This is a genomic window from Pseudomonas bijieensis, assembly GCF_013347965.1.
Classification (GTDB): Bacteria; Pseudomonadota; Gammaproteobacteria; order Pseudomonadales; family Pseudomonadaceae; genus Aquipseudomonas; species Aquipseudomonas bijieensis.
The window spans coordinates 5,946,770-5,958,557 of the sequence record NZ_CP048810.1 but is presented as its reverse complement, the minus strand read 5'-3'; the positions used below and the strand labels follow the sequence as shown (position 1 = coordinate 5,958,557).

Annotated in this window: 12 protein-coding genes; 8 read left to right on the top strand and 4 right to left on the bottom strand. The window is 61.6% G+C overall.

Features of this window, described 5'->3' with window-relative positions; genetic code table 11:
* Positions 1-115: 115 nt before the first annotated feature.
* Positions 116-1,030, bottom strand: coding sequence for a DUF808 domain-containing protein (locus GN234_RS26415; RefSeq protein ID WP_176689295.1), 915 nt, complete (start codon positions 1,028-1,030; stop codon positions 116-118).
* A 131-nt stretch (positions 1,031-1,161) separates the two neighbouring features.
* Between GN234_RS26415 and GN234_RS26410 the strand changes: the two genes are divergently transcribed.
* Positions 1,162-1,770: a TetR/AcrR family transcriptional regulator gene (locus GN234_RS26410; RefSeq protein ID WP_046065644.1), complete on the top strand. Its 609-nt coding sequence runs from the start codon at positions 1,162-1,164 to the stop codon at positions 1,768-1,770.
* Between the two features lie 133 nt (positions 1,771-1,903).
* Here GN234_RS26410 and GN234_RS26405 read toward each other — a convergent pair whose 3' ends face one another.
* The 3 genes from GN234_RS26405 to GN234_RS26395 form a co-directional block, all read right to left on the bottom strand.
* Positions 1,904-2,362: an REP-associated tyrosine transposase gene (locus tag GN234_RS26405; protein WP_176689637.1), complete on the bottom strand. Its 459-nt coding sequence runs from the start codon at positions 2,360-2,362 to the stop codon at positions 1,904-1,906.
* Between the two features lie 215 nt (positions 2,363-2,577).
* Positions 2,578-3,018: a GlcG/HbpS family heme-binding protein gene (locus tag GN234_RS26400; protein WP_109754468.1), complete on the bottom strand. Its 441-nt coding sequence runs from the start codon at positions 3,016-3,018 to the stop codon at positions 2,578-2,580.
* Between the two features lie 19 nt (positions 3,019-3,037).
* Complete coding sequence (locus tag GN234_RS26395) at positions 3,038-3,226, bottom strand: hypothetical protein (protein ID WP_176689294.1); 189 nt, start codon at positions 3,224-3,226, stop codon at positions 3,038-3,040.
* Between the two features lie 59 nt (positions 3,227-3,285).
* Between GN234_RS26395 and gcl the strand changes: the two genes are divergently transcribed.
* From gcl to GN234_RS26360, 7 genes are all read left to right on the top strand, one after another.
* Positions 3,286-5,061: a glyoxylate carboligase gene (gene gcl, locus GN234_RS26390; protein WP_109754469.1), complete on the top strand. Its 1,776-nt coding sequence runs from the start codon at positions 3,286-3,288 to the stop codon at positions 5,059-5,061.
* Positions 5,062-5,197: 136 nt separating this feature from the next.
* On the top strand, positions 5,198-5,971 hold the full coding sequence (hyi, locus tag GN234_RS26385; protein ID WP_116833189.1) for a hydroxypyruvate isomerase: 774 nt from the start codon (positions 5,198-5,200) through the stop codon (positions 5,969-5,971).
* A gap of 138 nt (positions 5,972-6,109) precedes the next feature.
* A complete protein-coding gene (locus GN234_RS26380; RefSeq protein WP_109754471.1) occupies positions 6,110-7,000 on the top strand; it encodes a 2-hydroxy-3-oxopropionate reductase in 891 nt (296 codons plus the stop codon).
* A gap of 148 nt (positions 7,001-7,148) precedes the next feature.
* Complete coding sequence (locus GN234_RS26375; protein WP_163857290.1) at positions 7,149-8,429, top strand: glycerate kinase type-2 family protein; 1,281 nt, start codon at positions 7,149-7,151, stop codon at positions 8,427-8,429.
* Positions 8,419-9,834: a pyruvate kinase gene (gene pyk / locus GN234_RS26370; RefSeq protein ID WP_176689293.1), complete on the top strand. Its 1,416-nt coding sequence runs from the start codon at positions 8,419-8,421 to the stop codon at positions 9,832-9,834. Before GN234_RS26375 ends, pyk begins: the two co-directional genes overlap by 11 nt.
* A 126-nt stretch (positions 9,835-9,960) precedes the next feature.
* Positions 9,961-10,860, top strand: a complete 900-nt coding sequence (locus GN234_RS26365) for an urea transporter (RefSeq protein WP_116833193.1) — start codon at positions 9,961-9,963, stop codon at positions 10,858-10,860.
* 20 nt (positions 10,861-10,880) lie between these two features.
* Positions 10,881-11,705, top strand: coding sequence for an ion transporter (locus GN234_RS26360; protein WP_109754475.1), 825 nt, complete (start codon positions 10,881-10,883; stop codon positions 11,703-11,705).
* Positions 11,706-11,788: the final 83 nt, after the last annotated feature.

The window sequence follows — 11,788 nt, the reverse complement described above, 5'->3', positions numbered from 1 at the left end:
ACCCACTGTGGGAGCGAGCCTGCTCGCGATAGCGATCTGTCAGCCGACATGAAGCTGACTGTCAGGCCCTCATCGCGAGCAGGCTCGCTCCCACAATGGTTATGTATTGCCCGATTCAGCCTTTCAGCGCCTTCCAGACTTTGCCAACCGCCAGCACACCCACCAACACGGCTGCCCCCGCGACAATCCCCGCCACCGCATTCAACAACATCGGCACGATAAACCCGGCACCACCAGCACTGGCCGTCACGCCTTCGATCCAGTGATGCACCACCGGCACGCCATGGGTGAGGATGCCGCCGCCCACCAGGAACATCGCCGCCGTGCCGATCACCGACAGGCTTTTCATCATGTAGGGCGCGGCGCGCAGGATGGCGCCGCCGATGCTTTTGGCGACTTGTCCGGGCTTCTGCGTCAGCCAGAGCCCCAGGTCATCGAGCTTGACGATCCCGGCCACCAGGCCATAGACGCCAACGGTCATGACGATGGCGATGCCCGATAGCACGATCACCTGCTGGGTCAGTGCGGCATCGGCAACGGTGCCGAGGGTGATGGCGATGATTTCCGCCGACAGGATGAAGTCGGTGCGTACCGCGCCCTTGATCTTGTCCTTTTCAAAAGCCACCAGATCGACCGCCGGATCCGCCACCGCCTCGACCAGTTGCGCGTGTTCGGCCTGGTCTTCGGCCGGGCTGTGGAGGAACTTGTGGGCCAGCTTTTCGAACCCTTCGAAACACAGGTAGGCGCCGCCCACCATCAACAGTGGCGTCACCAACCAAGGGACGAAGGCACTGATCGCCAGCGCCGACGGCACCAGGATCAACTTGTTGATGAACGATCCCTTGGCCACCGCCCAGACCACCGGCAGCTCCCGCTCGGCACGCACACCAGAGACTTGCTGGGCATTGAGCGCCAGGTCATCGCCCAGCACGCCGGCGGTTTTCTTGGCGGCCATCTTGGTCATCAACGCTACGTCGTCGAGCACGGTGGCGATATCGTCGATCAGTACCAGCAAACTGCTTCCGGCCATGGAGGGGCTCCTTGAACAATAATGCTGCGCAGCATACCGCGAGCAGCGCCCCCATAGGGCATTCTTGAGCGCCGCGCGAGGCCGGTGCTACCATGCGCCACCGCCAGAATAGGCAAGGAACCCCTGGGTTTATGAGCACGATCCGCGAGCGCAACAAAGAATTGATCCTGCGTGCCGCCAGCGAAGAATTTGCCGACAAGGGCTTCGCCGCGACCAAGACCAGCGACATCGCGGCCAAGGCAGGCCTGCCCAAACCCAACGTCTACTACTACTTCAAATCCAAGGAAAACCTCTACCGCGAGGTCCTGGAAAGCATCATCGAGCCGATTCTCCAGGCTTCGACACCATTCAATGCCGACGGCGTGCCCGGTGAAGTGCTGAGCCATTACATCCGCTCCAAGATCCGCATCTCCCGCGACCTGCCCTTCGCCTCGAAAGTCTTCGCCAGCGAAATCATGCACGGCGCCCCGCACCTGAGCCCCGACCTGGTGGAACAACTCAACGCCCAGGCCCGGCACAACATCGATTGCATCCAGACCTGGATCGACCGCGGCCAGATCGCCCCCATCGACCCCAACCACCTGATGTTCAGCATCTGGGCCGCCACCCAGACCTATGCCGATTTCGACTGGCAGATCAGCGCCGTGACCGGCAAGGCCAAGCTCGATGAAGCGGATTACGAAGCGGCGGCGCAGACGATTATCCGGTTGGTGTTGAAGGGGTGTGAGGTGGATCGCTAGGCTCAGGACCGAGTAGCCGCCATCGCGAGCAGGCTCGCTCCCACAGGGTTCTGCTGTGAATGTAGATTCTGCGAGCAACCTAAATCCCTTGTGGGAGCGAGCCTGCTCGCGATAGCGGTAACTCGATTTCATGTCAAAGCCAAATGGCATCCCACAGCGGATAATCGCCAAGTCGCTTCACCAGGCCAGCCCGCAATGGGTTAGCGACGACATAGCGAGCCATTATTATCAACTCGTCCTCCCGCCGCAGGGCCCGGTCATGAAATCCTTGCTGCCAAAGGCTGACTTTATTACCCAGGCGCAGATTTACAGCTTTGGTACTCAATGATTTGGTCCTTTGCATCAACTCACTCAAAGATCCCCTGCGCAATTCGATCAACCAATGGAAATGATCAGGCATGACCACCCAGGCCAATGAGTCGGCCCAGCCTTGTTCCTGAGCTTTTCGAAATTGCTCAACGACCAATCTACCCAGGACAACGTCCTTAAAAACTGGTACGCGGCCAGATGTGTTGGTGGTCAGTAAATAAACCCGACTGGATTCGGCGTAGCGACCGAGGCGCAGTTTATGTGAAGCAGGTGAACCAGGCATTCCTTGCCCCTTTAATGATTGACTCATGAAGAAGGCTAGATCTGTGAATGCCTGGATAGGAGGCAAACTTTTTAGCTTGATGTGTCTGCTAGATGGCCATCGCGAGCAGGCTCGCTCCCACAGTGTGGATTTGCGGCGTTTGCAGAATCTGTGCCCAACTCCACCCTCTGTGGGAGCGAGCCTGCTCACGATAGCGAACGATCAACCACCGCAAATCAAATAGTAACCCCCACATCCGCCCTCAACAGCACCGCCTCCACGGCCCTGACCGCCACCTGCTCATCCACATCCGAAACATCCCCACTGACACCAATCGCCCCCAGCACCCTCCCATCCTGATCCCTGATCAACACCCCACCCGGGGCCGGTACGACGCTGCCCTGCCCCAACCCATTCAACGCGGCAAAGAACGCCGGGCGTTGCTGGGCGTCCTGGGCGAGCAGGCGCGAGCCTTTGCCCAGGGCGATGGCGCCCCAGGCCTTGCCGATGGCTATTTGTGGGCGCAGCAGGCTGGCGCCGTCTTCGCGTTGCAAGGCAACCAGGTGCCCGCCGCTGTCCAGGACCGCGACGGTCAAGGGTGCGGCGCTGATTTCACGACCCGCGGCAAGGGCCTGCCCCGCCAGGTTGACGGCAATTTCCAAGGTTAGAACGCTCATGGGTGCTGTCCTTCTTTTGTTATGGGAGAGCCTTGCGGGCTTCACTTTCAGCAAAAACAAACACGGCAAATAGAACACAACTACACATATTTTTGTATACAATAATTTTCTCAATTTCCATCAAGTGATGAAATACCGCAGCAAAACCTAGGTTCAGACGAATGAAACAGGCGCTTGATGAAATGAATTGACCTGCGCCGTTTGCCATGAATACACTCTGCGCAAAGCCACTTGTATACAATTACAAAACGTAAGAGGCACAAAACCATGAGCAAAATGAGAGCAATCGAAGCCGCCGTCCTGGTGATGCGCCGTGAAGGCGTGGACACCGCCTTCGGCATCCCGGGTGCTGCAATCAACCCGCTGTACTCGGCCTTGCAGAAGGTGGGTGGCATCGATCACGTCCTCGCTCGCCACGTTGAAGGCGCCTCGCACATGGCCGAGGGTTACACCCGGACCAAGGCTGGCAACATCGGCGTATGCATTGGCACCTCGGGGCCGGCCGGCACCGACATGGTGACCGGGCTCTACAGCGCTTCGGCCGATTCGATCCCGATCCTGTGCATCACCGGGCAAGCACCCCGCGCCCGCATGCACAAGGAAGACTTCCAGGCCGTGGATATCACCAGCATCGTCAAGCCGGTGACCAAGTGGGCGACCACCGTGCTGGAGCCGGGCCAAGTGCCGTACGCGTTTCAGAAAGCCTTCTATGAAATGCGTTCCGGCCGGCCGGGCCCGGTGCTGATCGACCTGCCGTTCGATGTGCAGATGGCCGAGATCGAATTCGACATCGACGCCTACCAACCGCTGCCCCTGGCCAAACCCGCGGCCAACCGCGTGCAGATCGAGAAAGCCCTGGCGATGCTCAACCAGGCCGAGCGTCCATTGCTGGTGGCCGGCGGCGGCATCATCAATGCCGATGCCAGCGAGCTGCTGGTGGAGTTCGCCGAGCTGACCGGCATCCCCGTCATCCCTACCTTGATGGGCTGGGGCACCATTCCCGACGATCATCCGCAGATGGTCGGCATGGTCGGCCTGCAAACCTCCCACCGCTACGGCAACGCCACCTTGCTCAAATCGGACGTGGTGCTGGGCGTCGGCAACCGCTGGGCCAACCGTCATACCGGTTCGGTGGACGTCTACACCGAAGGCCGCACGTTCATTCACGTGGACATCGAGCCGACCCAGATCGGCCGCGTATTCACGCCCGATCTGGGCATCGTTTCCGACGCCGCCTCGGCCCTGACGGTGTTCATCGAAGTGGCCCGCGAATGGCAAGCCGCCGGCAAGCTGAAAAACCGCAGCGAATGGCTGCAAGACTGCCAGCAACGCAAGGCCAGCTTGCAGCGCAAGACCCACTTCGACAACGTGCCGGTCAAGCCACAGCGTGTGTATGAAGAAATGAACCAGGTGTTCGGCAAGGACACCTGCTACGTCAGCACCATCGGCCTGTCACAGATCGCCGGGGCGCAATTCCTCCATGTCTATAAGCCACGGCACTGGATCAACTGCGGCCAGGCCGGCCCGTTGGGCTGGACCATTCCGGCCGCGCTGGGGGTGGTCAAGGCCGACCCCAGTCGCAAGGTCGTCGCGCTGTCGGGTGACTATGATTTCCAGTTCATGATCGAAGAGCTGGCGGTGGGAGCGCAGTTCAAGCTGCCTTACATCCACGTCGTGGTAAATAACTCCTACCTGGGCCTGATTCGCCAGGCCCAACGCGGGTTCGACATGGACTACTGTGTGCAACTGTCCTTCGACAACCTCAACGCCCCGGAACTCAACGGCTATGGCGTGGACCACATCGCCGTGGCCGAAGGCCTGGGGTGCAAGGCGCTGCGGGTGTTCGAACCGGCCGGTATCCAACCGGCCCTGCGCCAGGCCCAGGCGATGATCGAGGAGTTCAAGGTGCCGGTGATCGTCGAGATCATCCTGGAGCGGGTCACCAATATTTCCATGGGCACCGAGATCAACGCTGTCAATGAGTTTGAAGACCTGGCGCTGGTGGGTAACGATGCGCCGACGGCCATTTCGTTGCTCGATTGAGCGCAGATGCCCTCCTGTGGGAGCGAGCTTGCTCGCGATAGCGGTGGGTCAGTGCCGGTGATGTTGGCTGTACCGCCGTCATCGCGAGCAGGCTCGCTCCCACAAAGGGCCTTGAAAATATTTAAAGGAGATCACCATGCCGCGTTTCGCCGCCAACCTGTCCATGCTGTTCACCGAGCAGGATTTCCTCGCCCGTTTCGAAGCCGCCGCCAAGGCCGGTTTCACGGGCGTCGAATACCTGTTCCCTTACGACTACAGCTCGGCCGAACTCAAGGCCTTGCTCGATGCCAACGGCCTGGCCCAAGTACTGTTCAACCTGCCAGCCGGCGACTGGGCCAAGGGCGAGCGCGGCATCGCCTGCCTGCCGGACCGGGTCGAGGAATTCCGCGCCGGTGTCGACCTGGCGATTGCCTACGCCCAGGTGCTGGGCAACACCCAAGTCAACTGCTTGTCGGGAATTCGTCCGCAGAACTGCTCTGAAACCCTGGTGGAGAAAACCTTCGTCGCCAACTTGAAGTACGCCGCCGAGAAGCTGCAAGCCAAAGGCATCAAGCTGGTCATGGAAGCCATCAACACCCGCGACATTCCCGGCTTCTATCTGAACAACACCGCCCAGGCCCTGGCGATTCGCGAGCAAGTGGGCAGCGCCAACCTGTTCCTGCAATACGACATCTACCACATGCAAATCATGGAGGGAGACCTGGCCCGTACCCTGGAAAGCAACCTGGCGGCGATCAACCACGTGCAACTGGCGGATAACCCCGGTCGCAACGAGCCGGGCACGGGCGAGATCAACTACCGCTTCCTGTTCGAACACCTGGACCGCATCGGCTACCAGGGTTGGGTCGGCTGCGAATACAAGCCGCTGACCAGCACCGAAGCGGGATTGGGCTGGTTGAAAACCTTGTGAGAGCGAGCCTGCTCGCGATAGCGGTAGTCCAGCCAGCATCTTTGTTGAATGTAGAACCGCCATCGCGAGCAGGCTCGCTCCCACAAAAAAACTGTCTCCCATTTGCTTGAAGCAATACAAAAACAAGAGGATTTCCCCATGGCTAAAATCGGATTCATCGGCACCGGCATCATGGGCCACCCCATGGCCTTGAACCTGCAAAAGGCCGGGCACAGCCTGTTCCTGTCCCAGCACCACGACGCGGCCCCGGCCGATCTGCTGGCCGGCGGCGCGGTGGCGTTGGCCAACCCGAAGGAAGTGGCCCAGGAAGCCGAGTTCATCATCGTCATGGTCCCGGACACCCCGCAGGTCGATGACGTGCTGTTCCGCGCCGATGGCGTGGCGGCTGGCGTGGGAGCGGGCAAGATCGTGATCGACATGAGTTCGATCTCCCCCACCGCCACCAAGGCATTCGCGGCGAAGATCAATGAAAAAGGCGCCCAGTACCTCGACGCCCCGGTGTCCGGCGGTGAAGTCGGGGCCAAGGCTGCGACCCTGAGCATCATGGTCGGTGGCGACAGCGCCGCTTTCGAGCGCGCTCTGCCGCTGTTCCAGGCCATGGGCAAGAACATCACCCTGGTGGGCGGTAACGGCGACGGCCAGACCGCCAAAGTGGCGAATCAGATCATCGTCGCCCTGAACATCCAGGCCGTGGCCGAAGCCCTGTTGTTCGCCGCGAAAAACGGCGCCGACCCCGCCAAGGTCCGTGAAGCCCTGATGGGCGGCTTCGCTTCGTCGAAGATCCTCGAAGTGCATGGCGAGCGCATGATCAAGGGTACCTTCGACCCGGGCTTCCGCATCAGCCTGCACCAGAAGGACCTGAACCTGGCCCTGCAAGGCGCCAGGGAACTGAACATCAACCTGCCCAACACCGCCAATGCCCAGCAAGTGTTCAGCACCTGCGCGGCCATCGGTGGGAGCAACTGGGATCACTCGGCGTTGATCAAGGGGCTGGAACATATGGCCAGTTTCTCCATTCGCGATAACTGACATACCCCATAACCCTGTGGGAGCGAGCCTGCTCGCGATAGCGGACTTTCAGTCGACATCGATGTTGGATGTCAGATCCTCATCGCGAGCAGGCTCGCTCCCACAGGTCATGCGTCACTCAGCCAATAATAAGAATCGGGAGCCCGCCATGTCGGTCGATCCGCAACAATTGCTGCGCGAGCTGTTTGCCACAGCCATCGACGCGGCCCATCCGCAGCACGTCCTTGAACGCTATCTGCCAACCGATCGCAGCGGTCGGGTGATCGTCATCGGCGCCGGCAAGGCGGCCGCCGCCATGGCCCAAGTGGTCGAGCGCTGCTGGCAGGGTGAAGTCTCTGGCCTGGTGGTGACCCGCTACGGCCATGGCGCGCCCTGCCAGAAAATCGAAGTCGTGGAGGCCGCCCACCCGGTGCCTGATGCCGCTGGCCTGGCCGTGGCCCAGCGGGTACTGGACATGGTGAGCAACCTCAGCGAAAACGATCGCGTCATCTTCCTGCTGTCTGGCGGCGGTTCTGCCCTGCTCGCCTTGCCCGCCGAAGGCATCACCCTGGCCGACAAACAATCGATCAATAAAGCCTTGCTCAAGTCCGGTGCGACCATCGGCGAGATGAATTGCGTGCGCAAGCATCTCTCGGCGATCAAGGGCGGACGCCTGGGCAAGGCTTGCTGGCCGGCGACGGTCTACACCTACGCAATCTCCGACGTACCGGGGGACCTCGCCACGGTCATCGCCTCCGGCCCCACCGTGGCCGATCCGAGCACATCGGCCGAAGCCCTGGCGATCCTCAAGCGCTACCACATCGATGTGCCGGCCTCGGTGCGCCACTGGTTGCATAGCCCCGAATCGGAAACCGTCAAGCCCGGCGACCCAAGCCTGGCCCGCAGCCACTTCCAATTGATCGCCCGTCCCCAGCAATCGCTGGAAGCGGCGGCGGTAAAAGCGCGCCAGGCTGGTTTCAGCCCATTGATCCTCGGCGACCTGGAAGGTGAATCCCGGGAAGTGGCGAAAGTCCACGCTGGCATCGCCCGGCAGATCGCCTTGCATGGCCAGCCACTGGCGGCGCCGTGCGTGATCCTCTCCGGTGGCGAAACCACCGTCACCGTACGCGGCAATGGCCGTGGCGGACGCAACGCCGAATTCCTGCTGAGCCTGACCGACAGCCTCAAGGGCCACCCCGGCATCTACGCGTTGGCCGGTGACACGGACGGCATCGACGGTTCCGAAGACAACGCCGGCGCCCTCATGACCCCGGACAGCTATCGCCGCGCCGCCGAACTGGGCCTGAGCGCCAGCGACGAGCTGGATAACAACAATGGCTACGGCTACTTCGCCGCCCTGGATGGGCTGATCGTCACTGAGCCGACCCGCACCAACGTCAACGACTTTCGCGCCATCCTGATCCTCGAGGAGCCCAACCATGACGCCTGATAAAAAGGTCAAGATCCTCGCGACCCTCGGCCCCGCCACCCGTGGCATCGATGACATCCGCAAGCTGGTACAGGCTGGCGTGAACATCTTCCGTCTGAACTTCAGCCACGGCGAGCATACCGACCACGCCCAGCGCTACCAGTGGATTCGTGAGGTCGAGCAGCAGCTCAATTACCCGCTGGGCATCCTCATGGACCTGCAAGGCCCGAAGCTGCGGGTTGGCCGATTCGCCGACGGCAAGGTCCTGCTGCAACGCGGCCAGGCCCTGCGCCTGGACCTGGACCCGACGCCCGGTGATCAACACCGGGTCAACCTGCCCCACCCGGAAATCATCGCGGCCCTGGAGCCCGGCATGGATCTGCTGTTGGACGACGGTAAGTTGCGCCTGCGCGTGACCGCCAGGCACGCCGACGCCATCGATACCGAAGTGCTCAATGGCGGTGAGTTGTCCGACCGCAAAGGTGTGAACGTGCCCCAGGCCGTGCTCGACCTGAGCCCGCTGACGGCCAAGGACCGGCGTGACTTGAATTTCGGTCTGGAACTGGGCGTGGACTGGGTAGCGCTGTCGTTCGTGCAGCGCCCCGAGGACATCCGCGAAGCCCGGGCGCTGATCGGCGACAAGGCGTTCCTGATGGCGAAGATCGAGAAGCCATCGGCGGTGACCCAACTGCGGGAAATCGCCGAATTGAGCGACGCAATCATGGTGGCTCGCGGAGACTTGGGCGTCGAGGTGCCGGCCGAGAGCGTGCCGCAGATCCAGAAGAACATCATCGGCACCTGTCGCGCCCTCGGCAAACCGGTAGTGGTGGCGACCCAGATGCTCGAATCGATGCGTTTCTCCCCGGCACCGACCCGTGCGGAAGTCACCGACGTAGCCAACGCCGTGGCCGAAGGGGCCGATGCGGTGATGCTATCGGCGGAAACCGCTTCAGGCGATTACCCACTCGAAGCCGTGCAGATGATGAGCAAGATCATCCGCCAGGTGGAAAGCGGTCCCGACTACCAGTCTCAACTGGACGTCAGCCGGCCAAAAGCCGAAGCCACGGTGTCGGATGCCATCAGCTGCGCGATCCGGCGCATCAGCAGCATCCTGCCGGTGGCGGTGCTGGTGAACTACAGCGAATCGGGCAGCTCCAGTTTGCGAGCGGCGCGGGAACGGCCGACGGTGCCGATCCTCAACCTCACGCCGAACCTGCTGGCCGCCCGCCGCCTGACCGTGGCCTGGGGCGTGCACTCGGTGGTCAATGATCGGCTGCGGCAGGTCGATGAGGTGTGTTCCACCGCTCTGGAAATTGCCCAGGCCCAGGGCATGGCCCAGCGTGGCGATACCTTGCTGATCACCGCAGGCGTTCCGTTCGGGCAGCCGGGGTCGACCAATTCGTTGCGCATTGAGACGTTGCTCTAGCGCCTGTACTGGCCGCATCGCGAGCAGGCTCGCTCCCACAGGAGGTTTTGTGATCGCCGCAAATCCAGTGCGTGGGAGCGAGCCTGCTCGCGATGAGGGCAACTCGGTCCATCAGACATATCCGCCATGCCCCATACCCACTGCCCCGACTGGGCCACCGCCCTGCTCAACGGTTTCAGCCAGATCTTCCTCCAGCGCCATCCGCTGTGCGGCCTGCTGTGCCTGCTGGCGATTCTGCTCACTGCACCCGCCCTGGTCGGTGGCGCGTTGCTGGGTGGGGTGGCCGGGTTGCTCACGGCCCAGCGACGCGGTTACGCCAAGGCTGACCGGCAAGCCGGCCTGTTCAGCTACAACGGCATCCTGCTGGGCTTGTTGCTGAGTCTTGTATTGCCCTGGTCCGTGCTGTTACCACCGCTGATCATTGCCGCAGGCGGTCTCGGCGCAATGCTGACCCAGCAATGGCTCAAGCGCACCCGAGGCCCTCAGTGCCTGCCCGCCTACACCGCGCCCTTTGTAGGGTTGGCTTGGCTGCTGATGGGCTTCACCCTGCCGCCGTCCCCCGGCACCTCGATTGAAATGACGATACCCAACCTGCTGGCCGCTCATTTGAGCGGGCTGGGCCAAGTCATGTTTCTCGGCCACCCTGCCGCCGGTGCGCTGATTGTGGTGGGCCTGCTACTGGCCGACCGTCGCGCCGCCGGTTGGGCATTGTTCGGTTCCGCCGCCGGCCTTGCCTGCGCATTGTTACAGCATGAGAACCCAACCGCCCTTTCCGGCCTGGGCGGTTACAACCCGGCGTTGGTGGCGCTGGCCCTCAGCCAACAACGCCGCCCATGGCTGCCGCTGATGGGCATCCTCCTGGCGGTTTTGCTCACGCCAGGCTTTATCGCCCTCGGTCTGCCGCCCCTGACCGCACCGTTCATCCTCGCCTGCTGGTTGATCCAGGCCACCGGCCGAGCGTGGCGCCAGGCCAGCCTCGACAGCGCGCCTTGCGCTCTGCGGGGCAATCGCCCTAGGCTTCGCTGATTCCGATTCAGGCGAAGATTATGCAAAGCAGCGACAACTGGCGTGAACGCCTCTACGTGATCATCTTCCAGACCGACACCGTGGCCGGCCGACGCTTCGACAGCACCCTGCTGTTGATCATCCTCGCCAGCCTGGTGATCGTGATGCTCGACAGCATCGACAGCGTGCACAAAAACTATGCGGCCCTGCTGGCCGGTATCGAGTGGGGCTTCACCTTCATCTTCATCGTCGAATACGGCCTGCGCCTGTACTGCTCGCCCAAGCCGTTGCGCTATGCCTTCAGTTTCTATGGCCTGGTGGATCTGCTGGCGATCGTGCCGGGGATCCTGGCGCTGTACTACAGCGATGCCCAATACCTGCTGATCATTCGGATCATCCGCATGCTGCGGATTTTCCGCGTGCTCAAGCTCAGTCCTTACCTCAAGCAAGCCAACTACCTGATGGCGGCGCTGCGGGGCAGCAAACAGAAAATCATTGTATTCCTGGTCAGCGTCTCGACCCTGGTGACCGTCTTCGGCACGCTGATGTATGTGATCGAAGGCCCTGAGCACGGTTTCACCAGCATTCCCAAGGGCATCTATTGGGCTATCGTGACACTGACCACGGTGGGCTTCGGCGATATCGTGCCCAAGACGCCACTGGGCCAGGTGGTGTCATCCCTGGTGATGATCACCGGTTACTCGATCATCGCCGTGCCTACGGGTATTTTCACGGCAGAGCTGGCCACGGCCATGCGCGGTGACCAGCTCAAGCACGATTGCCCGGTGTGCAGCAAAAACAACCACGAACACGGTGCCGCTTTCTGCTCCCGCTGTGGCAATGCGTTGTTTAAGAAATTGGAATAAGCAAAGCACTTTTTAATGCTTGATGGCCTATTAGCTTGCCGCTAGTGTGCTGGCTAATTGCCCGGAACCCCTTTCAAATAAAA

Bases quoted from the DNA above. Each gene is read 5' to 3' on its own strand.
- GN234_RS26415 (WP_176689295.1), bottom strand. From the start codon at position 1,030: ATGGCCGGAAGCAGTTTGCTGGTACTGATCGACGATATCGCCACCGTG.
- GN234_RS26405 (WP_176689637.1), bottom strand. From the start codon at position 2,362: ATGCCTGGTTCACCTGCTTCACATAAACTGCGCCTCGGTCGCTACGCC.
- GN234_RS26410 (WP_046065644.1), top strand. From the start codon at position 1,162: ATGAGCACGATCCGCGAGCGCAACAAAGAATTGATCCTGCGTGCCGCC.
- gcl (WP_109754469.1), top strand. From the start codon at position 3,286: ATGAGCAAAATGAGAGCAATCGAAGCCGCCGTCCTGGTGATGCGCCGT.
- pyk (WP_176689293.1), top strand. From the start codon at position 8,419: ATGACGCCTGATAAAAAGGTCAAGATCCTCGCGACCCTCGGCCCCGCC.
- GN234_RS26360 (WP_109754475.1), top strand. From the start codon at position 10,881: ATGCAAAGCAGCGACAACTGGCGTGAACGCCTCTACGTGATCATCTTC.
- GN234_RS26365 (WP_116833193.1), top strand. From the start codon at position 9,961: ATGCCCCATACCCACTGCCCCGACTGGGCCACCGCCCTGCTCAACGGT.
- hyi (WP_116833189.1), top strand. From the start codon at position 5,198: ATGCCGCGTTTCGCCGCCAACCTGTCCATGCTGTTCACCGAGCAGGAT.
- GN234_RS26400 (WP_109754468.1), bottom strand. From the start codon at position 3,018: ATGAGCGTTCTAACCTTGGAAATTGCCGTCAACCTGGCGGGGCAGGCC.
- GN234_RS26375 (WP_163857290.1), top strand. From the start codon at position 7,149: ATGTCGGTCGATCCGCAACAATTGCTGCGCGAGCTGTTTGCCACAGCC.
- GN234_RS26380 (WP_109754471.1), top strand. From the start codon at position 6,110: ATGGCTAAAATCGGATTCATCGGCACCGGCATCATGGGCCACCCCATG.
- GN234_RS26395 (WP_176689294.1), bottom strand. From the start codon at position 3,226: ATGGCAAACGGCGCAGGTCAATTCATTTCATCAAGCGCCTGTTTCATT.